The sequence below is a fragment of the Stackebrandtia soli genome (assembly GCF_965137155.1).
In the GTDB taxonomy this organism is placed as follows: domain Bacteria; phylum Actinomycetota; class Actinomycetes; order Mycobacteriales; family Micromonosporaceae; genus Stackebrandtia; species Stackebrandtia soli.
The window spans coordinates 219,861-241,889 of sequence record NZ_CBCRZX010000002.1 but is presented as its reverse complement, the minus strand read 5'-3'; the positions used below and the strand labels follow the sequence as shown (position 1 = coordinate 241,889).

Annotated in this window: 20 protein-coding genes, 1 tRNA gene and 2 pseudogenes; 13 read left to right on the top strand and 10 right to left on the bottom strand. The window is 66.9% G+C overall.

Annotation, left to right across the window (positions count from 1 at the left end; all coding sequences use genetic code 11):
- Nucleotides 1-347: 347 nt before the first annotated feature.
- The 3 genes from ACM9NP_RS02335 to ACM9NP_RS02325 all read right to left on the bottom strand — a co-directional run bounded on the left by ACM9NP_RS02335 (nucleotide 348) and on the right by ACM9NP_RS02325 (nucleotide 2,281).
- Nucleotides 348-731: a hypothetical protein gene (locus ACM9NP_RS02335; RefSeq protein WP_415644861.1), complete on the bottom strand. Its 384-nt coding sequence runs from the start codon at nucleotides 729-731 to the stop codon at nucleotides 348-350.
- 150 nt (nucleotides 732-881) lie between these two features.
- Complete coding sequence (locus ACM9NP_RS02330; protein WP_415644860.1) at nucleotides 882-1,445, bottom strand: RNA 2'-phosphotransferase; 564 nt, start codon at nucleotides 1,443-1,445, stop codon at nucleotides 882-884.
- Between the two features lie 209 nt (nucleotides 1,446-1,654).
- Entirely contained in the window at nucleotides 1,655-2,281 is a 627-nt protein-coding gene (locus tag ACM9NP_RS02325) for a protein kinase domain-containing protein (protein ID WP_415644859.1), read from the bottom strand.
- A gap of 370 nt (nucleotides 2,282-2,651) precedes the next feature.
- Here ACM9NP_RS02325 and ACM9NP_RS02320 point away from each other — a divergent pair, with 370 nt between their 5' ends.
- The 5 genes from ACM9NP_RS02320 (at nucleotide 2,652) to ACM9NP_RS02300 (ending at nucleotide 5,543) form a co-directional block, all read left to right on the top strand.
- Nucleotides 2,652-3,317 (top strand): hypothetical protein, encoded by a 666-nt coding sequence (locus tag ACM9NP_RS02320; RefSeq protein WP_415644858.1) that lies wholly within the window; start codon nucleotides 2,652-2,654, stop codon nucleotides 3,315-3,317.
- A 123-nt stretch (nucleotides 3,318-3,440) separates the two neighbouring features.
- On the top strand, nucleotides 3,441-4,163 hold the full coding sequence (locus ACM9NP_RS02315) for a spermidine synthase family protein (protein ID WP_415644857.1): 723 nt from the start codon (nucleotides 3,441-3,443) through the stop codon (nucleotides 4,161-4,163).
- Between the two features lie 78 nt (nucleotides 4,164-4,241).
- Nucleotides 4,242-4,472, top strand: a complete 231-nt coding sequence (locus ACM9NP_RS02310) for a hypothetical protein (RefSeq protein ID WP_415644856.1) — start codon at nucleotides 4,242-4,244, stop codon at nucleotides 4,470-4,472.
- Nucleotides 4,473-4,602: 130 nt separating this feature from the next.
- Nucleotides 4,603-4,899, top strand: a complete 297-nt coding sequence (locus tag ACM9NP_RS02305; protein WP_415644855.1) for a hypothetical protein — start codon at nucleotides 4,603-4,605, stop codon at nucleotides 4,897-4,899.
- 416 nt (nucleotides 4,900-5,315) lie between these two features.
- The gene (locus ACM9NP_RS02300) at nucleotides 5,316-5,543 is read left to right on the top strand and encodes a hypothetical protein (protein ID WP_415644854.1); all 228 of its coding nucleotides are present in this window, start codon (nucleotides 5,316-5,318) and stop codon (nucleotides 5,541-5,543) included.
- A gap of 171 nt (nucleotides 5,544-5,714) precedes the next feature.
- Here ACM9NP_RS02300 and ACM9NP_RS02295 read toward each other — a convergent pair whose 3' ends face one another.
- Entirely contained in the window at nucleotides 5,715-6,860 is a 1,146-nt protein-coding gene (locus ACM9NP_RS02295; RefSeq protein ID WP_415644853.1) for a HEAT repeat domain-containing protein, read from the bottom strand.
- Nucleotides 6,861-6,981: 121 nt separating this feature from the next.
- On the opposite strand from ACM9NP_RS02295, the gene ACM9NP_RS02290 reads away from it, so the two are divergent.
- The 5 genes and pseudogenes from ACM9NP_RS02290 to ACM9NP_RS02270 all read left to right on the top strand — a co-directional run bounded on the left by ACM9NP_RS02290 (nucleotide 6,982) and on the right by ACM9NP_RS02270 (nucleotide 10,432).
- Entirely contained in the window at nucleotides 6,982-7,845 is an 864-nt protein-coding gene (locus ACM9NP_RS02290) for a DUF6585 family protein (protein ID WP_415644852.1), read from the top strand.
- Between the two features lie 63 nt (nucleotides 7,846-7,908).
- Nucleotides 7,909-9,025: pseudogene (locus ACM9NP_RS02285) on the top strand (MFS transporter); the annotation flags it as partial.
- 1 nt (nucleotide 9,026) lies between these two features.
- Nucleotides 9,027-9,222: pseudogene (locus ACM9NP_RS02280) on the top strand (hypothetical protein); the annotation flags it as partial.
- A 137-nt stretch (nucleotides 9,223-9,359) separates the two neighbouring features.
- Nucleotides 9,360-9,914 (top strand): hypothetical protein, encoded by a 555-nt coding sequence (locus ACM9NP_RS02275; protein ID WP_415644851.1) that lies wholly within the window; start codon nucleotides 9,360-9,362, stop codon nucleotides 9,912-9,914.
- Nucleotides 9,915-9,949: 35 nt separating this feature from the next.
- The gene (locus ACM9NP_RS02270) at nucleotides 9,950-10,432 is read left to right on the top strand and encodes a hypothetical protein (RefSeq protein WP_415644850.1); all 483 of its coding nucleotides are present in this window, start codon (nucleotides 9,950-9,952) and stop codon (nucleotides 10,430-10,432) included.
- Nucleotides 10,433-10,545: 113 nt separating this feature from the next.
- On the opposite strand, the gene ACM9NP_RS02265 is transcribed toward ACM9NP_RS02270, so the two are convergent.
- Both ACM9NP_RS02265 and ACM9NP_RS02260 read right to left on the bottom strand, forming a co-directional pair.
- Complete coding sequence (locus ACM9NP_RS02265; RefSeq protein ID WP_415644849.1) at nucleotides 10,546-11,277, bottom strand: YqjF family protein; 732 nt, start codon at nucleotides 11,275-11,277, stop codon at nucleotides 10,546-10,548.
- A gap of 430 nt (nucleotides 11,278-11,707) precedes the next feature.
- Nucleotides 11,708-11,779 (bottom strand) — tRNA-Arg (locus ACM9NP_RS02260).
- Between the two features lie 345 nt (nucleotides 11,780-12,124).
- Here ACM9NP_RS02260 and ACM9NP_RS02255 point away from each other — a divergent pair.
- Nucleotides 12,125-14,395 (top strand): ribonucleoside-diphosphate reductase subunit alpha, encoded by a 2,271-nt coding sequence (locus ACM9NP_RS02255; RefSeq protein ID WP_415644848.1) that lies wholly within the window; start codon nucleotides 12,125-12,127, stop codon nucleotides 14,393-14,395.
- Nucleotides 14,396-14,418: 23 nt separating this feature from the next.
- The gene (locus tag ACM9NP_RS02250; protein WP_415644880.1) at nucleotides 14,419-15,414 is read left to right on the top strand and encodes a ribonucleotide-diphosphate reductase subunit beta; all 996 of its coding nucleotides are present in this window, start codon (nucleotides 14,419-14,421) and stop codon (nucleotides 15,412-15,414) included.
- A gap of 296 nt (nucleotides 15,415-15,710) precedes the next feature.
- Here the strand turns inward: ACM9NP_RS02250 and ACM9NP_RS02245 are convergent, their stop codons facing one another.
- Nucleotides 15,711-16,157 (bottom strand): gamma-glutamylcyclotransferase family protein, encoded by a 447-nt coding sequence (locus ACM9NP_RS02245; protein WP_415644847.1) that lies wholly within the window; start codon nucleotides 16,155-16,157, stop codon nucleotides 15,711-15,713.
- Nucleotides 16,158-16,231: 74 nt separating this feature from the next.
- Between ACM9NP_RS02245 and ACM9NP_RS02240 the strand changes: the two genes are divergently transcribed.
- Nucleotides 16,232-17,623: an NAD(P)H-quinone dehydrogenase gene (locus tag ACM9NP_RS02240; RefSeq protein ID WP_415644846.1), complete on the top strand. Its 1,392-nt coding sequence runs from the start codon at nucleotides 16,232-16,234 to the stop codon at nucleotides 17,621-17,623.
- Nucleotides 17,624-17,686: 63 nt separating this feature from the next.
- Here the strand turns inward: ACM9NP_RS02240 and ACM9NP_RS02235 are convergent, their stop codons facing one another.
- The 3 genes from ACM9NP_RS02235 to ACM9NP_RS02225 form a co-directional block, all read right to left on the bottom strand.
- The gene (locus tag ACM9NP_RS02235; protein ID WP_415644845.1) at nucleotides 17,687-17,845 is read right to left on the bottom strand and encodes a hypothetical protein; all 159 of its coding nucleotides are present in this window, start codon (nucleotides 17,843-17,845) and stop codon (nucleotides 17,687-17,689) included.
- Nucleotides 17,846-18,015: 170 nt separating this feature from the next.
- Complete coding sequence (locus tag ACM9NP_RS02230) at nucleotides 18,016-19,452, bottom strand: GuaB1 family IMP dehydrogenase-related protein (protein ID WP_415644844.1); 1,437 nt, start codon at nucleotides 19,450-19,452, stop codon at nucleotides 18,016-18,018.
- A gap of 406 nt (nucleotides 19,453-19,858) precedes the next feature.
- Nucleotides 19,859-21,607: an acetyl/propionyl/methylcrotonyl-CoA carboxylase subunit alpha gene (locus ACM9NP_RS02225; RefSeq protein WP_415644843.1), complete on the bottom strand. Its 1,749-nt coding sequence runs from the start codon at nucleotides 21,605-21,607 to the stop codon at nucleotides 19,859-19,861.
- Between the last annotated feature and the right edge of the window lie 422 nt (nucleotides 21,608-22,029).

Sequence of the window (22,029 nt, the reverse complement as noted above, 5' to 3'; positions counted from 1 at the left end):
GAACCCGATCGGCTGTGGACGGCGATAGCGTGAATGGAGCCGCATGTCAAGGGCCACAACGATTATCGGAATCGTTCGGTTACCGCGCGGCGCGCCTCTTCGATGGCTCGTCGGGTGGCGGGCACCAAGTTCTGTCCTTGTGGACATGCTTCGTTGGTCCTCCGGTCACCCTCTTCATCCTTGATGGATGACCAGGGGTTCCTTCGTTGCCCCGCCGATCAACGCGGTGTCGTCGAAGGATCGCGGTGGTCCGAGGCGTTCGTCGTCGGGCCGTCGTTCGAAGAAGGCGTGTTCGACACATCGGTCCGTCGGACGTCGTCTCGCTGGTTCCCAGGCGACCCGGACGACTACCGGCGCGGTTGCGGAAGCGGTCGGTGGCGCGGTTCGGGGCGTTCGTCGTCGAACCAGTCGGCGCCCGCTTCGAGGTGACCGCGCAGGATCGCGCAGACCTGGCGCGCTTGCGCCGCGGACCCCACCCGGTAGGTCCAGACGGTTTCCCGGACGTGCGGGTTGCCCGTCTTGAGTGGATAGACGACGACCCGTCGTCGCCGCAGCCCCAGCAGTTCGAACAGCGCGATGAACGGCATTGTCGCGAGCGCGAGCATCCATTTGACGAGCAGGTACAGCGCCATTGGGAGCGCCAGCGCCAGCGCGATGAGGCCGAGCTCCTCCGACGTGCCCAGGTGCCCGAGTATCAGCAGCAACATCGGGGTGCGGGGTCGGAACAGCATTCGCCGTCTCCCGACTCGCCAGGGCGTTCGATTGCGCGCGGTCACCCGCATGGGGTGCTCCGTCGCCGACGTCGTGCCTGTGGGGTTCCGTTCATCCGAACATCATGCATCCGCCGGGCCACCTCGTCGAACGCCCCTAGGGGCACCGCGTCACACGGGCGGGAGTGGCGTCCCGGTGGCGTCCGCGAGGTACGCGACGGGCACGTATTCGGTGAGCCAGACCCCGTTGTCGGTGACGTGGAAGGCCGCGCCGTCTGCGGCCATGCGGCCGGCGTGCACGGTGAGCACGACCGGCAGGCCCCGGCGTGAGCCGACGGTGCGCGCGGTCGCGGTGTCGGACGACAGGTGCACGTGGTGGCGGTTGCCGCGCAACAGTCCGTGGGCGCGAATCGAGTCGAGGTGCCGACGGACCGTCCCGTGGTACAGCACGGGGGGCGGCTCGGTCTCCGGTAGACCGAGGTCGACGTCGAGACTGTGTCCTTGTCGGGCGCGGATTCGTCCGTCCTCGAGCGCGAAGCGCTTTTTGTCGTTGCGCTCCACGACCTCGGCCAGCTGCTCGGGAGTGACGCGGGTTCCCGTGCGGGACAGCGCCTTCAGCAGGTCGGGCACGTCGACCCAGCCCTGCGAGTCCAGGGTGATCCCGATCGTTTCGGGGCGATGTCGCAACACCCGGGACAGTCGTTTGCTCAGTTTGACGAGTTCTTGTTCGTTCATATCGCGCCCCAGTATCGCCTCGCGGCGGTCGCTCCGCCATCGCGTTTTCGATCGCGTGAGCCCGGCGGGAAGGTGCGCTCTGTCGTCAATGGAGGTTGACGGAACGGGCGTTCGACGGTTCGGTGTCGGGGCGCGTCGGCGATCGGAACCGCTGGGTGCCCGTGATTCCGTCACCTAGAACCATCCATATGAGACTCCATGTCGTGTTCCTAAGGGCGATGTGGACGGATCGCCTCCACCGCGGCCAGGGTGGGGCGATCCGCCGCGTGCGGACTCATACAGGCGGAGAGGAACACGTCCAGCTCGGGAAAGTCCGGTGCGTCGCAGTCGAGAAGGGTGCGCCGTCGGCCGTCGACGATGGCCCGGCATTTCTCGGGCAGCCCGGTCGACGTGAACGCGTCCTCTCGCGGGTCGGCGCCGTACCAGTGCGGGACCCGGCCGGTGTACAGGTGGAACACCATGGCCCCGAGCGCGTACACCTCGCTCGCCGCGGTCACCGGGATCGCGGTGTTCCCGGCGATCATCCCCGCCGCGATCTCGGGTGCGACGTAGTGGACGAGACCGCCGGAGTACGGCGCGCTTCCCGCGTCGATCCGGACGGCCACGTCGTAGTCGACAATGGTCACCGCTTCGTCCTCGCCGATGAGGAAGTGACCCGGTTGCAGGTCGCCGTGCCGATAACCCTTTCGGTGCAGAGCGTCCACGGAAGCCGCCAGGTCCGCGACCGTGGCGAGGAAACGACTCCGGTCCGCGGTCGAATGGTCGTCCCTGATGTACGCGGTGCGCGTCCAGGCGCTCGCACCGTCGATCCATGGTCGCAGCAGCCGTGTCCCCATAGGCCACGATCGGCGTGTCCGGAGCGAGGTCGGCGAGTATCGTCGCCTCCCGACTCAGTCCGGCGTGCCTCTCCACCGTGGCGGTGTCGGCGTTCGCGCCAAGTTCCACGTACTTGAGAAGGTGGAGCTCGCCACGGAGTCGTACCTTCGCGCTGAAACCACGACGGGCGGGGAGTTCTCGTACCAGGACCAGCTCCTCGCCGAGTGCCCGGGACACCCTTGCCAGACCGCCCGTAGGCGTCGATGCCCTGTCGTTCATTGCACCATCAATCCATAGTGGTCAAATTCGAGAGTGTGTGATCGCCGTCGGCGTCCGGTCGTCGACTGTATATCGTCAACGATGTCGCGAGTTGAGCCGAGGAGTGGACCGATGAATCAGGACGACCGGCCGACGCGCTCCACGGGAACCCCTCCGCCGTTCGGCGCCACGCCTGCGCCGCAACGGGGATCGGCGGAGGACGCCACCCGGGAACTGCCGATCGTCGATGGTGCTGCGGTGCCGGGGCGAGAACGGTCCGGTGGTCGACGTCGGCTCCTCATCGGTCTCGCGGTCGTGCTCGTACTCGCCGCGATCGGTGCCTTCTGGGCGTTCGCGCCCCGATCCGATCCGCCGCCGGACCGAGCCGACGATGTCGACAGTGAACCATCCATACTGGTCACCGCGTTGTCGCCGAACGGTGACGAGGAGTCCCCCGGCGCCGGAGGTATCAGCCCCTCGGCGAGCGAGTCCGCCGAACCGTCGCCCTCTCCGACACCACCGCCGGAGGAGGACGTGACCGTGGCGTCCGAACCTACGCTCTTCGGCGCCTGGTGGGCTGGTGACGGCAAGTACGCGGCCAAATGGGAGAAGCCCGTCGACGACGGCGGTTCGCCGATCACCGCGTACGTCGTCAAGGACTGCTCGGGCGGTCAACTGAAAACCCTCGGGCCCAACAGTTACACCGTCGACATCTATATCGACGAACTCGACTGCATGACGGTTCAAGCGGTCAACGCCGCGGGAGCGGGCGAGATCGCCCGCTTCTGGATCGAGTAGGGCGTTTCGGACGACACGACCGCACCGCGGGCAGGACGCGACGCGCACGCGCGAGGATGTAGGGGTGATCGCCGCCCGCGATCCACGATCACCGACGATCCCCATAGGGAGAGAACCGAGCAGATGAAGCCACGTATCGAGGAACTCGACTGGCGCGAGACCGCCATCGGGGAGTTGAATCTCCGCCGTCGGCACGACCCGCTGCTCGACGTGGACGTGTACGAGGTCAAACTCGGCGACGAGTACCTCATGTCGAGTCTGTTCCCCGTCGCGGAGATCGAGCTCGCTCATCTGGGTCTGGCGACGCAGGCCGGGGACGCGCTGGACGTCGTCGTCGGCGGCCTTGGTCTCGGATACACCGCCCACGCCGCGCTCACGGACGACCGGGTGCGGCGACTGACGGTGGTGGAGATGCTGGCCCCCGTGATCGACTGGCATCGTCGTGACCTTTTCCCGGATACGGAGGGCCTGGCGGCGGACCCGCGCATCCGCTTCACCGAGGGCGACTTCTTCGCCTTGGCCGCCGACGATCGCGGCTTCGACGGTGAGGGCGGGCGCGTCAACGCGATCCTGCTCGACATCGACCATTCGCCGCGTCACGTCCTCAACCCTCCCAACGGGGATTTCTATACTGTGGACGGACTTCGCCGGATGAGTCGGCACCTGCACCCCGAGGGCGTGTTCGCGCTGTGGTCCAACGACCCACCGGACGACGGCTTTCTCGACCTGCTCCGAGCGGTGTTCACCGAAGCGAGGGCGGAGGTCGTCACGTTCCCCAACCCGTTCCAGAACAAGGACTCCAGCAACACCGTCTACATCGCGACGAGTCCCCGGCGCGCGGACTGAGCGCTGCACCGACCTGGTGATCGACGCGCCAGGGGAGACCTCGACGACCCCTCCGGAACGAACGCGTCGGAGACCGGGATGCTCTGGATCATCCCCGGCTCGCCGAACGGCCTGGACCCGGCCGCGTCATCGGCCCATCACGCCGACACGCCGGGCTTCCCTGGCAGCGTCCACACCGAGCCGAACCTTGGCGGCGGGCTCGACGCCGAAGGCGAACCGTTTCTGATCATCGGTGCGGGCCGTCATCGGGTCGGCGGGACGCCTGGGCCGGAGCCGTCTACCCCTGGCGGGGCGAAACGATCACGCTGATCACCCAGGTCGCTCAGGGTGTCGACGGGATCGCCGAGCCGGGGACGAGTTCGGTCTGACGCTCGCCGCGTCCGCTCGGCACTTCGTCGTCGGCGCTCCGTGGGAGCGCTTGGGCGCGGTCCGTGGCGGCATGGCCCATGTCTTCGCCCATCCGACCGGGTCCGGCGCGTCAGTCGAACTCGCGTCGTTCCACCAGGACACCCCGGGCATCTCCGGGAGCGCCGAGAAGACGGACGCCTTCGGACTCGCCGCCGTCACCTCATATCGGGCGTCGCGGACGGCGCCGATCGGCGCCGTCCGTCTCGACGGCTACGAGCAGGCGGGCATGGCGCTCGTCGGTGGGAGGTTCGGTCTACCCGACTCGGTCTTCGACGGCACTCTCGACGACGTCAGCGCGAGCGTCGACCATCTGTACTTTCCACACTGAACTCGATGGCGTGCACGGATCACCGTGGCCGAACATACATGATGGACAGAGTTGTGACGTCGTTCGTCTCGGCGTCGACGACTGAAAGTCCTCCCGTTCGGGAGGCGAACGTGGACGGTCCTTCTACCGGGTTCGCCGCCATCCGGCCGCCCGTTCGCGACCTGCCGGTTCGATCCTCGACCATCGGCGACTGCTTCCGCGAGGGTGAGAGGTTTTCGCATTTATGACCGATTTGCGGCAACTGTCAAAGAAACGGCGAGTCTTGGTCCAAAAACGCTGTGTCACTCTTTCGAGGGTATTAGGGTTCAACCGATCGCACCAAAGGGGTCGGTGTTCGTAGGGGGGCGCAACTGCGCACGCGGACGCCATCTCGCGATCTCACAACAGTTCTCACAAAGAATTCAAAGGGGATACGAATGATCAAGTCTTGGGCGCGGAAGTCGATGGCCGTCGCGGCGATTGCGACGGGCGCTGTCCTGTTCACCGGTGGCCTGGCGCAGGCGGCCCCGGTTCTCGAAGGTGGTGTTGACCAGACCGGCGTGAACGTCTGTGGCAACGCCCTCGCGGACGACAGCATCATCATCAACTTCAACGACTGCACCACGGTCAACGACGTTGACGTGGACAACCACTACTGGGGCTAAGCCTCCAGGTTGGTCGGGTGATCGGTTTCGGTCCCTGACCCGGTGATGACGTTTCTTGGGGTGGTCGCCTGGTTCGCAGGCGGCCACCTCCTCCGTTTCCGTCACCGGCCGACTTGACTCCGGATCGGTCGCACCTTCCCACGCCTCACAGCCGAAGGGCACGCTCGACGTTCACTCGACCGTCGACAACCACGCCCGAACTTCTGCGGCCGTCGCGGGCAGTCCGTGAGTCTCGGCGAGGTGTTCACCGAGTTCTCCGGACTCCCACACGGAATCGTTGCCGCACAGGCAGTTCAACACCGACCGCTGCCACGGGGTGATCGCCGCCCCGTCGGTGCCCTCGACGCCGACCAGCGCGATGGCCGCCATCGTCACGGCGCCGTCGTCCGGGAGCTCCGGATCCGCGAGGACCGAGGCGAGCGCCGTCGTCGCCGCGTCCACCGCCTCGGCGGGCAGCCGAGACAGCAACGCGAGGACGAGATCCGAGACGGCCCACGTCCATCGCGTTCTGACGAGGTCGTCGCGCTCGTCCGGATGCGCGCACATCCCACCGAGCTCGACGATCAACGCGCGAAGCGCCCCAAGGGGAAACATCGGCGCGGACGCCATAGCCAAGCCGACGGCCGCCGCCCAACCCGCCGAGTCCTCGGGGTCGTCGACGATCTCCGCCAGCGCGGCGCGCGCCTCCGCGCCGGAGTCGCCACGTGCCAAGAGCCCCAAGGACAAGAGGACGTCCGCGCGCGCCTCCGGCTCCAACTCACGGTCGGTGAGCGGCATCAGCCGGGGGAGGATCAGGTCGGCGCTTCGGCGGAACCAACCGAGCAGGTACGCCGCCGACGCCGCGATCGCAGGATCCTCGTCACCGAGCAGATCCACGAGTACCGGCACCCCGCCGGCGACCGCGTCGAAGGTGGCGGCATCCGCCTCGAACTCGGAGATCCACTCGTCGTAACCGTTGTCGATCCAGCGGAACAGGCCGACGTCCAGATCGTCTGACAACCAGTACGTCACATCGGGCGCGACGAGGTCGAGGACGCAACGCAGCAGCGCTTCGCGGTCTGGGGACGTCGGGTCCGCGAGCAGGTGCAACAGGAACGGCACGATGTGCGGGGTCGCCTCGTACAGGTTCCCCTGTCCGTGGCAGCGCTCCCACCACCGATACGCCTCTCGACGCTCGTCGACGTCGGCGGACATCATGGCCCGCAGGTGGTTCGGCACGTCGGTCGCGGGTCGACCGTGGTTGTCGAGATCGGACCAGGGAACCTCGTCGAGTTGATCGAGGGACCGGATCGGTGGCGTTGTGGCGCGCGCGGTCATGTTCGAGTCCTCCTCTGGAATTCAACCGATGGATCGTAGCGGGCGTGTCCTCAACATCGATACGTTTATCTCGGTGAACGTCCGACGACCCGGCGTTTCCCGCACCCCCGAGGAGATCGAGATGACGACGGTTTGGACTGCCCCGACGTGGCAGGCGGTTCGCGTGCTGGCGGACCAGAACGGGCTGGGGAGTCACCACGGTTCGTTCGGCACGGCGGGCCAGCCGACGACGACACTGTGGGCACAGGCCGCCATCGTCGCCGTGATCACGGTGCCGCTCGGCGTCGCCTCCATCGTCAACCTGGGCGCGTCGCCGTTGGCACCGACCGGCCTCGTGTTCGCGGCGCTCTTGCTCGGGTTCTTCGCCTATGCGGCGATGTCCACGCGAAATCGCGAACGTCGCGACTCCAGGGCGGGTCTGCATCCCTTCGAACAGGGCCTGGTCCTCGAACTCTCCGATGAGGACATGTTGGTGTTCGAGTGGGCGACCGTGCGGGTGTATCAACTGGTGCAGGCCGTCAACGGAAGTCCGACGTACGCCGCGTACACGCTCTTCGCGCCGGACGGCACCGCGATCACCATCGGGCGCGGCGGCTCACCGACCGGTGTCGTGGACGGCGTTCCGGCCGACGAGATCAGGCGCGGTCCCGCTTTCATCCATGAGGGACAGTGGGGGCCGGTGATCCAACGTGGAGTAGCCGAGGCCCAACTACCGGGCATCGTCGCCGCGATCGCGTCAGGAGAGTCGGCGCGCTTCGGGAAGTTCACACTCGACAGTGCCGGCGCCACGATCAAGCGGCGACTGTACCCGTGGAACCGGGTGGGGGAACTGGAGCTGCTGAACGGCACCGTCTGGCTCCACGCGTCCGGGTCGACCAAGAGCCTGATGACGAGTGGAATCGACGGAACTCCCAATGTCCTGCTTCTGAAGGAGCTCATCGACCACCACCGCGTCCGCGCTGATCCGGGACTCGGTCGTCAGTAGAGAAGTTGTTCCCGATGCAGTCCGAGGTCTCTTTATTCGCCCACTTGCGAGGGTTGAACCACGGTGCCAGAATCATTGAGGCATAAGGAAAGGTGCGGCGTGAGATCAGTAGTCAGCGATGAAGGTCGGCACACAGGTGCGGCCAAGACTCCTCCTCTGTGGAAGAGTCGTGACTACCTGCTTCTCGCGTCGGGCGAAACGGTCAGTTCGCTGGGCAGCGCCATAGGCTCATTCGCGATGCCGCTCGTGATCTTCGGAATCACCGGCTCGGCGTTGCACGCGGGCCTGGTGGCGACCGGCGGGATGGTCGGGAACCTCGGTGCCGCCGCTGTCGTCGGTGGATGGGTGGACAGACACAGTAGACGTGCGGCGATGGTCACCAGCCTGGGAATCCGCGCGACGACCTGGTCGGCGTTGGCCGTGCTCATCGCGTTCTCCGTCGTCGACATCCCGGTGTTCGTCCTGATCGCGTTCCTCGGCGGGGCGGCCTCGGCACTGTTCCGATCGGCGGAACAGGGCGCGCTGAAGGAGATCGTCAGCCGGGATCAGTTCCCCACGGCGATGTCGGTGATCCAAGGGCGATCAGCCGCCGCCTCGCTCGCGGGCGGACCACTGGGGGCGTTCATGCTCGGTGTCTCCTCCGCCTTCCCCTTCCTGGTCAACGCGCTCTCCTTCGTCGCGTCACTCGTCGGCGTCACCGCCATCAAGACGAAACTGGGCAAACCGGAGTCCGCCACGAGGTCCGGCTGGTTTGAGTCCATACGAGACGGACATCGCTTTCTCTGGCGACAACCCGCGTTCCGATGGATTCTCGGTTCCCAGGCCATATCGAACTTGGGCATCAACGCCTTCAACTTCGCGCTCGTCCTCATTCTCCGTCGCAACGGCGAGCCGTACTGGGTGATCGGTCTGGTGGAGACCTGCATCGGCCTCAGCATCCTCGTGGGCAGCTTCATGGTCCCGTTCCTGATCCGAAGACTCCCCGTTGGATGGATCATGACCGCGTCGGCCTCGACCGCCGCGATCGTCATCGGCCTCGCCGCCACGCTGCACGCCAACGTCGTGGCGGTCCTGTGTCTGATCTGCGCCGGGTATCTCTTCGCGCCCGCGTCCAACGCGGCCGCGATGTCCTACCTCGCCGTCGTGACGCCGCCGGACTATCAGGGTCGGGTGGCGGCGGNCGACGAGTTCACGAGCGGCGCGCTCCTGCCGCTCGCGACCATCGTCGGAGGCTTCCTCGTCGGCGGCCTCGCGGGCGGCGGCGCGTTGATCGCGTTGGCGTCGATCGTCGTCGTGGCGGCTCTGCTGCTGCTGTCTAGCCGGGCGGTGCGCGCCCTGCCGCGCATTGCGGACGCCGAGGAGTCCGCGACGCGTTGAACCACAGGGACGGAACTCACATTCATCCATAGTGGTGCTTCGTCCTTCGGTGGTGCCGAGGCCTTCAGTCGTTCTCTCGTGCTTTGAACCCCTGGCTACCATGGCGCGAACGACTGATCCAAGGGGCGGTGACACCCATGCCACACGGCATCACGGTTCGCGAGGCGATCCAACGGCTCGACCACTATGGTCTGATCAGGGAGGATGCCGCGCTCGCGCTCGTCGACGATGCTTCGCTGGACGAGGACTTGGAATGGCACGGCTACAACAGTTCGGCGGAGGCGATCGTCGAGCTGTCGAGGGAGCTCGGCATCGGGTTCCCCGTCTCCTGCGATCGCGTCATGCTCGAGGACGGCTACGCCGACGCGCTGAGCGCGCTGTCGGAGTGCGCGGGTGACGGCGTCGACATCACGAACGTCAGGCTTGATCGGTCTGACGAGTTGACGGTGCGGTTCGAGTTCAACGGCGAACCTCAGGAGTGGACGGTCGACGACTACGACGAGAGATACCTGGATCAGATGGCGTTCATCGAGAACGTCTACGACTTGAGGCCTCCAGGCGACCGTGAATGGGCCTACGTCGGAAACGAGGAGATCTACGACAACTACTTCCTTTTCGGGGAACGGGAGAAACTGCGACGGTTGGCCGCCGACTTCGCCGTCGAGCTCCAGTTCTCGAACGGCGAGGGCTGACTCGGCGATCGATCCACTTTCCATGGAGGGTCGACGTGGACGAAGGATCAGAAGGGAGCGAGGCCACCGATTCCGAGCAAGTCGTAGTCCGGATCTGCTCCATATTGAGGCTGGGTGAACACATGTACGGCAGAGTTCGTCTCCAGAGCGCGAGTGACGGTTATACATTGACGCTCACTCCGACCCAGTTCGAACTGGTGCGGAGGGTGCTCCTCGATACCTATGGCGGGGGCCGCCGGCCCGGCATCGTCTCGGTCGCGGTCGGCGAAGCATCGGCGCGGGTCGAGGACCTGATGCGCCGCGAAGTCGACTTCACAGCGACGGAGAGCGTAGATCTGAATCTGAGTCGCTCGGACTTGTACGTCCTCTACAGGGCCTTGGCTTTCGCCTACCTGAGCCGTTCCTCCGAAGAGGCTTTTCACAGCAGGTTCGGGTTCTTCAGCGAGAACGTCCAGAAACTGGGGTGGGCGATCGAAAGGGCGCTGGAGGAAGTGGACGGCTCAGCTCACGAGCATTGAGGACATCAGCGATCGAACGGCCTTGGCGATGCCTCCTCGAGCGCTTCAATCCACTCCGGATCAGCCGCGTCGAGTCAGCCGCGCCTCATCCCCGCAGTCCTGGACGAAACGTTCTAGCCCGACCGAGGGCCCCTTGCCACCGGTCCAAAGCGGACCGGCACGCCCGGTGAGTACAGGGCACTCGCCGGTGGTTCTCGGGTGATCCCGGGCAGGCCGGCCGCCTCGACCAGATGATCGTCACAGGTCAGGATCGTGGCTTTCCGAAGCGGCCAGGTGGGGTGTTCGGTGGCCAGATATCCGCCACGGCTATGCATCCCCCAGCGCGCGGTGAGAAACAGTTCCAGCGGTGACGGACTGTCGATCGGCTTTCCCGTCGCCACCTCCAGGTGACTCACTTGTCCGGTGCGGCCCGGTCTACAGGTGTAGGAGATCCGGTCTCCGGTGTCGTCGAGGCGCATCTTCGACCAGCGGTACGGCAATCCAAGCAGCGTGCGGGCGATCAGCACAGGGACGAGCCTGGTGGCGTCCATCGACCGGAACAACACGCCGCGCCGACCCGATTCGTCCACCGTGTACAGCCGCACATTGGTTTCGGCGAACCCACCCAGGTACGGCGCGGGCGGCAATCCGAGGACTCTGGAGCGATCCATCCGGAACGCCACCAGGCCCACATAGGTCACACCGTCTATCATGTCCGGTCGCAAACCGGAAGGCAGCAGCCGTTGCGCCGCTTCCGGGTCGACGGCCCAATGCACGAACGTCACCTGCCGCCACCACTGGGCCAACACGCTCCGACGGACCGTTCGCGGTGCCTCGGGTGTCACCGGTTCTATTCGCGAAGTCATCACCCTCCTTCGAAACTCAAGGTCACCGACATCATTGAACCGGGCTTCCGTCGCGCCCGTGCGGATCACGGTAGTGAAGGGTTCCTCGCGTCGGGCTCCCTCAGGGGTGGAAGCACGGCCCGAACCGGCTGAGTCGTCCGGCGAGGAAGGCTGGGGACACAAGACGCTAAGCATCCATTTAGGGCGATGCTTCAGTGTGCTGAGACGCGTTCCAACAGCGCCCCGCGCAGTCTGGGATTTGAGACGTGGTGGAGATCTCGTCAGGCGGCGTGTGGAGCTGATCGATCACTCGGGCAATTCGGCTGTGGGATCTTCCGGGCAGAACCGCCGCGAGAACCCGAAACATGACGCATACGAGACGCGTACCCGGACGGCAATTGAAGCAAAAAGGACGATCCGAGGGATCGTCCTTGAGCTGGTGTCTTGATTGCGCCCCATGCAGGATTCGAACCTGCGCTCCCGCCTCCGGAGGGCGGTGCTCTATCCCCTGAGCTAATGGGGCCATCTGCGAACCTCAACGAGATTAGCAGTCGGGCCCGTCAGGATGCTCGCGGGTGTCGCGGGTGTCGGACACGGCCGGTGAGTCGCTCACCCGTTCGGGGTAATCCCCGCTGCTCATGGCACGCAAGACACGCCGAAATATCAATACCTTGGGGTCCCCGTCGGCGTCAACCACAAGATGTATGATTCTGAGGCCCATGGGGCATATGGCTCGAACGTTCGTTCGCAGCCTCCGTCAGATACTCGCGCATGACACAGGGTCGGTGTTCGTCGTGCGCTGGCAACGAGGGGAATCAAGGTGAGTACTTCCACTGTCACGGAACGAACCGCATTTACCGATGCCGTGATGACCGTAGTCCGCGAGTGCGCGGCCGGTCTCGTCGACGTCGACCCCGAGTCCGTGACGGCGGTGGTCGAAACGGGAGCCTGGCCCGGCGCGACGGAGCCCGATTTGCGATTGCGGGCCATCGAGGTCGCCGCTTCCCTTGTGGCACAACAACCCGCGTACAGCAAGCTCGCCGCGCGCGTCCTCAGCCGCCACATCGCCGCCGAAGTCGAGGCCGCCGGGGCGGCCACCTTCAGCGAGTCGGTCTCGTTGGGGCTGACCAACGGCCTGCTCTCGGACGAACTGGCGGCGTTCGTCGCGGAGAACGCCGTAGCGCTCGACTCGCTCGTCGACGCGAGCCGCGACGACCTGTTCGAGTACTTCGGGCTGCGCACGGTCTACGACCGCTATCTGCTGCGGCACCCCGAGAACCGGCAGGTTTTGGAGACCCCGCAGTACTTCTTCCTGCGCGTCGCGTGTGGATTGAGCGAGAGCGCCGCCGACGTCGCGGAGCTCTACGCCCTGATGTCGACCCTGTCCTACATGCCGAGCTCGCCGACCCTGTTCAACTCGGGAACGCGGCGACCGCAGCTGTCGTCGTGCTTCCTGCTGGACTCCCCGAAGGACGAGCTCGAATCCATTTACGACCGTTACGCGCAGGCCGCGCGCCTCAGCAAGTACGCGGGCGGCATCGGCATGGCGTGGTCCCGGATTCGCAGCCGTGGATCGCTGATCCGGGGAACCAACGGGCACTCCAACGGCATCGTCCCGTGGCTGCGCACGCTCGACTCGAGCGTCGCCGCCGTCAACCAGGGCGGACGCCGCAAGGGCGCCGCGTGCGTGTACCTGGCGTCCTGGCACGCCGACATCGAGGACTTCCTCGAACTGCGTGACAACACCGGCTCCGAGGACCGCCGCACCCACAACCTGAACCTGGCGAACTGGATCCCCGACGAGTTCATGCGTCGCGTCGCCGACGACGGGACCTGGTCCCTGTTCGACCCGAAGGACGTCCCGGAACTCGTCGACCTGTACGGCGAGGAGTTCGAGACCGCCTACCGCGCCGCCGAGGCCGCCGGTAAGGCCGTCCGGCAGGTGCCCGCCCGGGATCTGTACGGCCGCATGATGCGGACGCTCGCGCAGACCGGCAACGGCTGGATGACATTCTCCGACATCGCGAACCGGACGAGCAACCAGACCGGCAAGCCCGGCAACGTCATCCACCTGTCGAACCTGTGCACCGAGATCCTCGAGGTGACCAGCGACGGCGAGACCGCCGTGTGCAACCTCGGTTCGGTCAACCTCGCGGCTCACTGCACAGAGGACGGTGTCGACTTCGAGAAGATCGCGCGCACTGTCAAGTCCGCCGTCACGTTCCTCGACCGCACGATCGACCTGTCGTACTACCCGACGCCGGAGGCGGAGAAGGCCAACGCGCGGTGGCGTCCCATCGGCCTCGGCCTCATGGGCCTGGCGGACGTCTTCTTCAAGCTTCGGTTGCCCTTCGACTCGCCCGAGGCGAAGGAGCTGTCGACCCGCATCTCCGAGCAGATCGCCTTGAGCGCCTACGAGACGTCCGCCGAACTGGCAGGGCGCCTCGGTGTCCACCCGTCCTACGACGAGACCCGCGCCGCATCCGGTGTGCTGCACGTGGACCACTGGGAGAACGCGGAGATCAGCCGGCCCGAAGCCTGGGCGGCCGTTCGCGCAAAGATCGCCGAGCACGGCCTCCGCAACTCGTTGATGATCGCGATCGCCCCGACCGCGACGATCGCCTCCATCTCGGGCTGCTCCGAATGCACCGAACCGGTCGTGTCCAACGTGTTCAAGCGCGAGACGCTGTCGGGGGAGTTCCTGCAGGTCAACCGATACCTCGTCAACGACCTCCGCGAGCGCGGCCTGTGGTCGGAGGACGTCCGACAGGCGATCATCCGCGCCGAGGGCTCCATCGCCGACATCCGCGAGATCCCCGCGGATCTGAAGGCGTTGTACCGCACGGCATGGGAACTGCCGCAGCGCGCGCTCATCGACCTCGCGGCGGCGCGTACGCCGTTCATCGACCAGAGCCAGTCGCTGAACCTGTTCATGGCGGCGCCGACCATCGGCAAACTGTCCTCGATGTACGCGTACGCGTGGCGTTCGGGGATCAAGACGACGTACTACCTGCGGTCGCGTCCCGCAACCCGGATCAACCAGACGACCGTCGCGACGGTTCCGGCGGCCCGGGTCGCCGAAGCCGAGGCGATCGCCTGCTCCCTGGAAAACCCCGAGACCTGTGAGGCCTGCCAGTAATGACCGACAAATCCCGCAACGACATGCTGCTCGATCCCGGCATGGACCTCACACTGCGGCCCATGCGGTACCCGGACTTCTACGAGCAGTACCGCGCCGCGATCCGCAACACGTGGACGGTCGAGGAGGTCGACCTCGGTTCCGACCTGCCGGACCTCGCCTCGTTCACTGATGAGGAGCGTCACCTCATCAACCGGCTCGTCGCGTTCTTCGCGACGGGTGACACGATCGTCGCCAACAACCTCGTGCTGAACCTGTACAAGCACGTCAACGCGCCCGAGGCCCGGCTGTACCTGTCCCGGCAGCTGTTCGAGGAGGCCGTCCACGTTCAGTTCTATCTGACCCTTCTGGACACATATCTTCCCGATCCTGCCGACCGGGTCAAGGCGTTCGCCGCCGTGGAGCACATCCCGTCGATCCGGACGAAGGCCGAGTTCTGTTTCAAGTGGATCGACTCGATCAACGGACTGGACGAGCTGAACACCGCCGACGACCGGCGCTCGTTCCTGCTCAACCTGATCTGCTTCGCCGCGTGCATCGAGGGCCTGTTCTTCTACGGCGCCTTCGCCTACGTGTACTGGCTGCGCTCGCGCGGTCTACTCGACGGGCTCGCGACCGGCACGAACTGGGTGTTCCGCGACGAGTCGTGCCACATGAACTTCGCGTTCAGCGTCGTCGACGTGGTGCGCTCGGAGGAACCCGAACTGTTCGACGCGGAACTGGAACGCCAGGTCACTCAGATGATGGAGGAGGCCGTCGCCGCCGAACTCCAGTTCGCGGAGGACCTGTGCGGGCAGGGCCTGCCGGGCATGACCGTCGCCGACATGAAGTCGTACCTCGAGTACGTCGCCGACCAGCGGTTGAGCCGCCTCGGCATGCCGAAGCGGTACGACTCGAAGAACCCGTTCGGGTTCATGGCGTTGCAGGACGTCCAGGAGCTGACGAACTTCTTCGAGCGTCGTCCGACGGCCTACCAGGTCGCCGTCGACGGCAAGGTCGACCTCGACGAGGACTTCTAGTCGCCTCACCGACGAGGTGGAACGAGCCCTCGCGCGTACTCGCGCGGGGGCTCGTTCGCGTTCGAGGCACGGATCGCCTTGGGCTCGATGGGAGACGCGGTGGACGTCGCCGCCCCCGGGGCGCGGAGGATCACCGATCACGACTCCTGGACACCGTATTCGCCTGGGGCGCAACGTCGACAGTCGAGTCTCCGCGCGGACGGAAGCGGTGGCCGAACGCCGATCGGGGGCCGTGCGGAACGTCGTGGGGGCGGACTCGGGGGAGCCCGCCGCGATCAAGACACAGTGGAAGAGGGCTACTCGGTGACGGTCGGGCGCTTGCGCAACTCCGACACGTAGTCCTCCGGCGCTCCCGCCTTCTCGGCGGCGGCCGCGAGTTCCGACAGATACCAGGCGCTCGGCAGGCCGCCCTCGTAACCGTCGAAGACGTACATCCACACGGGAACGTTGCCGTTGAGGGTCGCGACCGTCGTGTGTATCCGGCGGTACATGCCGACGTTCGCGCCTTCCAGCTCGTCGAGCGTCGCGGCGTCCGTCGCCTCGACGTCATAGAGCGCGACGAAGGTCCGTTCGCCCGGGTCCTCGACGACCGTTCCGACGGCCGACTCCCACCCGAGTTCGCTTCCGGCGAAGGTCAATCGCCAGCCTTCCAACCACCCCGTGTCGACCAAGGGGGAACGCGGGCACGTCGCCCGCATGCGACCGGGATCCAAGTTTGAGCCATAGGCGGCATACAGCAGCACGGTACGACGATAGCCTGAGAGACAATGACAGCGCAGCAGTTGACGCCCACTACCGAAAAGTAAGGAAATATCTCGTGTCGCGCATGGTCATCATCGGAGGCGGACCCGCTGGCTACGAGGCCGCATTGGTTGCCGCGCAACTGGGATCCGAGGTGACCCTGGTGGAGGAGACCGGCGCCGGCGGCGCGTGCGTCCTCTCGGATTGCGTACCGTCCAAGACCTTCATCGCCTCGTCGACCGTGCGGACGTCGATGCGGCGCGCCACGACGCTCGGTGTCACCGCCGAAGCGATCACAGTGGACGCGGAAGCGGTGCATCGCCGGGTGAAAGACCTTGCGACGCAACAATCAGAGGACATCTGGGCCAAGCTCGTCAAGGCCGGTGTCCGGTACGTTCCCGGCCGGGCGCGACTCACGTCGACGAACAGTCACTTCAGTCACAGGGTGAACGTCACACCGCAGGACGGCGAACCGTACGACATCGACGCGGAAGTGGTGTTGCTCGCCACGGGCGCGACGCCCCGCGTCCTGCGCGACGCGAAGCCGGACGGCCGGCGCATCCTCACCTGGCGCCAGGTCTACGACCTGGAAACCCTGCCGGAGAAACTGATCGTCATCGGCTCGGGCGTCACGGGCGCCGAGTTCGCGTCCGCGTACCTGGCGATGGGCGTCGACGTGACCCTCGTGTCATCACGCGAGCACGTCCTCCCGCACGAGGACGTCGACGCCGCGATGGCGATCGAGAACGTCTTCTCCGAGCGCGGCATGACGATCATCCCGAACGCCCGCGCCATGCGGGTCCTGGCCACCGACGACGGTGTGGAGGTGCAGTTGGCGGACGGCCAGACCCTCACCGGTTCGCACGCGCTCATGACCGTCGGCTCGGTGCCGAACACGGCGGGCCTCGGCCTGACCGAGGCGGGCGTCGAGACCGGCCCGGGTGGATTCATCTCGACCGACCGAGTGTCCCGTACGACCGTGCCCGGCATCTACGCCGCCGGTGACGTCACGGGTGTCCACATGCTCGCCTCCGTCGCCGCGATGCAGGGTCGTATCGCCATGTGGCACGCGCTCGGCGAAGAGGTCAAACCGCTGAAGCTGCAAACGGTGGCGGCCAACGTGTTCACGGACCCGGAGCTGGCGACCGTCGGCGCGACACAGGCCGATGTGGACTCCGGGAAGGTTCCGGCGCGCGCGGTGACGCTGCCGTTGGAGGGCAACGCCCGCGCCAAGATGTCGGGACACACTGACGGATTCGTCAAACTGTTCTGCCGCCCGGCATCGGGGCTCGTCGTCGGCGGCGTCGTCGTCGCGCCGAAGGCGAGTGAGCTGATTCTGCCGATCTCCCTGGCGATCCAGCATCACCTGACGGTCGCGGAGTTGGCGCAGACGATCACGATCTACCCGTCGTTCTCGGGCTCGCTCGCGGAGGCCGCGCGCCAGCTCATGCAGCACGAGTTCGAATAGGCCGCTCGCGTCGGGTGGGCGCGATCGTCCACCCGGCTCAGTTCGCGCTCGCGGTCTCCGTGGTCAGGGCGCGTCTCGTGCCAGCTGCTCGATGACGGCCGCGCGGATGAACGCGTCGACGTCGGTCGGCGGCAAACTACGGCGCAGTGTCGACAGTATCGTGACGGGTATGTCGACTGTGACCGTACGATGTGGCGAGTCTGTGGCGGCGCGATCACGCATGACGGTCAGTCTAGCTCGCCATGCGTGATCGCGGTGTCACCTGAGAGTTCGACGCGGTGTCTCGCGTCGAGCGAGGAACGGGTCAGGGCGTCGGTCGACGACTTCACGCGGGCCGCCTAGATCGGCGGTGTATCCGATGTGTCGGAAACGGCGAGGTCGTCGTCCGTCGGCTACCACGTCGACAGTGGCGCGCCTTCGGTGAAGCCGGCCGCGGACTGGACGCCGAGGACCGACTGCTGGTGGAATTCCTCCAACGTGGACGCGCCGGCGTAGGTGCAGGCGCTTCGGACGCCCGCGATGATCGAGTCGAGCAGGTCCTCGACTCCGGGGCGGGCGGCGTCGAGGTACATCCGCGACGTCGAGATGCCCTCTTCGAACAGGGCCTTGCGGGCCTGCTCGTACGGGCTGTCGCCGCTGGTGCGGAGTCGGACGGCGCGCGCCGACGCCATGCCGAAGTTCTCCTTGTACAGCTTGCCGTCGGCGTCGCGGAGCAGGTCTCCCGGAGACTCGTGGGTGCCGGCGAACCATGATCCGATCATGACGTTCGACGCGCCGGCCGCCAACGCCAGCGCCACGTCACGCGGGTGCCGCACGCCGCCGTCGGCCCACGCGTGCTTGCCGAGTTGCCGGGCCGCCGCGGCGCATTCGAGGACCGCCGAGAACTGCGGGCGGCCGACCCCGGTCATCATGCGGGTCGTGCACATGGCGCCCGGGCCGACACCGACCTTGACGATGTCGGCTCCGGCGTTGATCAGGTCGATCGCCCCGTCCGCCGTGACGACGTTGCCCGCCGCGATCGGCAGGTCCGGCACGGTCTTGCGGACGAGGGTGAGCGCGTCGCGCATCTTCTCCTGGTGACCGTGGGCCGTGTCCATGACGAGGATGTCGGCGCCCGCCTCCGCCAAACGGGCGGCCTTGCCCGCGACGTCGCCGTTGATCCCGATCGCGGCGGCGATCCGGAGCTTGCCGTTCTCGTCCACATTGGGTCGATACAGGGTCGCTCGGAGCGCTCCGGAGCGCGTCAGGATGCCCGCGAGTCGACCGTCCGCGTCGACGACGGGGGCGAGTTTGCGGTGAGCGCTGTCGAGCCGGTTGAACGCCTCCTCGGCGGGCAGGTCCACCGGGAGCATCAGCACCTCCGTCGAGGCGACGTCCTTCAACTGCGTGAACCGGTCGACTCCGAGGCAGTCGGACTCGGTGACGACGCCGATCGGCCGGTACGCGTCGTCGATGACGATGACGGCACCGTGAGCGCGCTTCGGCAGCAACGCCAACGCGTCCCCGACCGTGTGGTCGATGCGCAGCGTCAACGCGGTGTCGGCGACGAGCGGACGCTCCTTCACCCAGGCGATGTTCTCCGCGACGATGTCGAGGGGGATGTCCTGCGGGATGACGGCCAGGCCGCCGCGACGGGCGAGCGTCTCGGCCATCCGTCGTCCCGACACGGCCGTCATGTTCGCGGCGATGATCGGGACCGTGGCGCCGGTTCCGTCCGACGTGGACAGATCGACGGAGAGGCGCGACATGATCGCCGATCGCGCCGGCACCATGAACACATCGGAGTACGTCAGATCGTGGTCGGGCGTTTCGCCGTTGAGAAACCGCACAGTGAGGTCCTTTGATCGAAGTGGGCTGGTGGGCGTGAGGCGGCCGTGCCGCTGTCGGCAGATCGATGAAGGCGGGCCCGCCGTGCTGTGCGGTCGGACCGGAGCGGCGATTCGGGTGCCGTCGGCGACACCGCACCCCTCGACCGCGGCTCATGGGCGCGCGGGAGTGCCGACGGTCCGGTCATTCCGTGCCGAGCCGATTGACGTCCCCGGTCCGACCGCACAGCACGGCCGGAGACGACGGGACCTGTCCCGTCAGCCGAGAGATCGCCTGCGATGGCCCGTGAACCTCCCCGGCCGCGTTGCCGAAGTTCCCACGCACGACACCGGTACGGGGGAACGTCGCCGCCTCGCCGGATGACGCTCACAGCCTCACCTCGCACGACCTGAGATATCGGGACAGCCTCTAATCGGTGATCTCGCAGAGCACGACGCCCGAGGACACCACTTCGCCGACCGCGGCCGTCAAACCCGTGACCTTGCCGGCCTTGTGCGCCGTCAGCGGCTGCTCCATCTTCATAGCCTCCAGGACCAGCACCGTGTCGCCCTCGGCGACCTGGTCCCCGTCTGCCACCGCGAGTTTCACGACGGTGCCCTGCATCGGCGAGACGAGGGCGTCCCCGCTCGCGGCGGTGACGCTCGCCTTACGTCCACCCCGACGCGGACTCGCCTTCGTGTCGCCGCCGCCCCCGGTGCCTCCGAAGTCGCCCGGCAGGGAGACCTCGACGCGCTTGCCGCCGACCTCGACGGTGATGCGGCGACGCTCGCCCTCGGTCGACTCGGCGGGCTCCCCGTCGGTGAACGGCGGAATCGTGTTGTCCCACTCGGTCTCGATCCATCGAGTGTGGATGGAGAACGGTTCGCTGGTGAACGCGTCGTCGGTGAGGACGGCGCGATGGAACGGTAGCGCCGTCGCCATGCCGTCGACGACCATCTCCGCGAGCGCGCGTCGCGCCCGCTCGATCGCCTGGGTGCGGGTCGCACCCGTGACGATGACCTTCGCCAGCAGGGAGTCGAAGTTCCCGTCGATGACGGAACCGGCGTCGATGCCCGTGTCGACGCGCACGCCCGGTCCACTGGGGAGTTTCAGGGTGGTGACGGCGCCCGGGGCGGGCAGGAAGTTACGACCCGGGTCCTCGCCGTTGATTCGGAACTCGATCGAGTGCCCGCGTGGCGCGGGGTCCTCCGCCAGATCGAGCTTCTCGCCGCGCGCGATGCGGAACTGCTCGCGGACCAGGTCGATGCCCGTCGTCTCCTCACTGACCGGGTGTTCGACCTGAAGCCGCGTGTTGACCTCGAGGAAGGACAGCGTTCCGTCGGCGCCGACGAGGAACTCGACGGTTCCCGCGCCGTGGTAGGCCGCCTCCGCGCAGATCGCCTTGGCGGCGCGGTGGATCTCGGCGCGCTGTTCGTTCGTCAGGAACGGCGCGGGCGCCTCCTCGACGAGCTTCTGGTGGCGCCGTTGCAGCGAGCAGTCGCGAGTGCCGACGACGATGACGTTGCCGTGCGTGTCGGCCAGGACCTGGGCCTCGACGTGACGGGGCTTGTCAAGGTAGCGCTCGACGAAGCACTCGCCGCGTCCGAACGCGGCTTCGGCCTCGCGCACCGCCGAGGAGTACAGGTCGGCGATCTCGGCGCGGTCGCGAGCGACCTTCAGCCCGCGTCCGCCACCGCCGAAGGCGGCCTTGATCGCCACGGGCAGGCCGTGCTCGTCGGCGAACGCGATGACCTCATCGGGGCCGGACACCGGGTCGGGCGTGCCGGGCACGAGCGGGGCGCCGGCGCGCGCGGCGATGTGCCGGGCCGTCACCTTGTCGCCGAGGTCGCGAATGGACTGTGGGGTGGGGCCGATCCAGGTCAGTCCGGCGTCGAGGACGGCCTGAGCGAAGTCGGCGTTCTCGGAGAGGAAGCCGTAGCCCGGGTGGATCGCGTCGGAGCCGGAGCGCTTCGCGACGTCGAGGATCTTGTCGATGCGCAGGTAGGTGTCGGCGGCGGAAACGCCGTCGAGCGCGTAGGCCTCGTCGGCGAGGCGCGCGTGCGGGGCGTCCCGGTCGGAGTCGGCGTAGACGGCGACGCTGGCGAGGCCCTCGTCGGCGCAGGCGCGAATAACGCGCACCGCGATTTCGCCACGGTTGGCGACCAGAACTTTGCGCACCGGTGTTCCTCCTGACACTACTGCCGCTGAAACGGCCTGCCGGGCGGGTCGCGCCCAACGGACGCGGTATCACGGTGGTGAAACCGGGGCTGGCCGCAAAGGAGTCTAAAGGTTGTCCGATTACCCAGCAACCCGGCCGCGACGGTGCGCGACCGTCGGCCTCGGCGTCGACGCTGGTAGGTCCCGTTCGCGCCGCGGACGTGGGCGAAAGTCACAGCCGAGAGCCGTCCCATCGCGGCGCCGCGCGGTCTGGAGGTGTCCGGGGCCACCCGCGACGGGAGGGTCTGGTCTGGTCTCGCCCCCGCTCCGCCGGGGCCGCAGCGCGTGGGTCGCTCGGTGGTCCGGTGAGGTGCCCCCCGTCGCACCGGGTCCGCGACCGCGATGGTGCGGCGGACATCGCGGGTCGTGTTGTGCGGCAAAGG

Excerpts from the sequence above, each read along its gene's own strand:
- ACM9NP_RS02335 (WP_415644861.1), bottom strand. The coding sequence starts at position 731 with ATGCTGTTCCGACCCCGCACCCCGATGTTGCTGCTGATACTCGGGCAC.
- ACM9NP_RS02330 (WP_415644860.1), bottom strand. The coding sequence starts at position 1,445 with ATGAACGAACAAGAACTCGTCAAACTGAGCAAACGACTGTCCCGGGTG.
- ACM9NP_RS02325 (WP_415644859.1), bottom strand. The coding sequence starts at position 2,281 with ATGGGGACACGGCTGCTGCGACCATGGATCGACGGTGCGAGCGCCTGG.
- ACM9NP_RS02320 (WP_415644858.1), top strand. The coding sequence starts at position 2,652 with ATGAATCAGGACGACCGGCCGACGCGCTCCACGGGAACCCCTCCGCCG.
- ACM9NP_RS02315 (WP_415644857.1), top strand. The coding sequence starts at position 3,441 with ATGAAGCCACGTATCGAGGAACTCGACTGGCGCGAGACCGCCATCGGG.
- ACM9NP_RS02310 (WP_415644856.1), top strand. The coding sequence starts at position 4,242 with ATGCTCTGGATCATCCCCGGCTCGCCGAACGGCCTGGACCCGGCCGCG.
- ACM9NP_RS02305 (WP_415644855.1), top strand. The coding sequence starts at position 4,603 with ATGGCCCATGTCTTCGCCCATCCGACCGGGTCCGGCGCGTCAGTCGAA.
- ACM9NP_RS02300 (WP_415644854.1), top strand. The coding sequence starts at position 5,316 with ATGATCAAGTCTTGGGCGCGGAAGTCGATGGCCGTCGCGGCGATTGCG.
- ACM9NP_RS02295 (WP_415644853.1), bottom strand. The coding sequence starts at position 6,860 with ATGACCGCGCGCGCCACAACGCCACCGATCCGGTCCCTCGATCAACTC.
- ACM9NP_RS02290 (WP_415644852.1), top strand. The coding sequence starts at position 6,982 with ATGACGACGGTTTGGACTGCCCCGACGTGGCAGGCGGTTCGCGTGCTG.
- ACM9NP_RS02275 (WP_415644851.1), top strand. The coding sequence starts at position 9,360 with ATGCCACACGGCATCACGGTTCGCGAGGCGATCCAACGGCTCGACCAC.
- ACM9NP_RS02265 (WP_415644849.1), bottom strand. The coding sequence starts at position 11,277 with ATGACTTCGCGAATAGAACCGGTGACACCCGAGGCACCGCGAACGGTC.
- ACM9NP_RS02255 (WP_415644848.1), top strand. The coding sequence starts at position 12,125 with ATGACCGTAGTCCGCGAGTGCGCGGCCGGTCTCGTCGACGTCGACCCC.
- ACM9NP_RS02250 (WP_415644880.1), top strand. The coding sequence starts at position 14,419 with ATGCTGCTCGATCCCGGCATGGACCTCACACTGCGGCCCATGCGGTAC.
- ACM9NP_RS02235 (WP_415644845.1), bottom strand. The coding sequence starts at position 17,845 with ATGCGTGATCGCGCCGCCACAGACTCGCCACATCGTACGGTCACAGTC.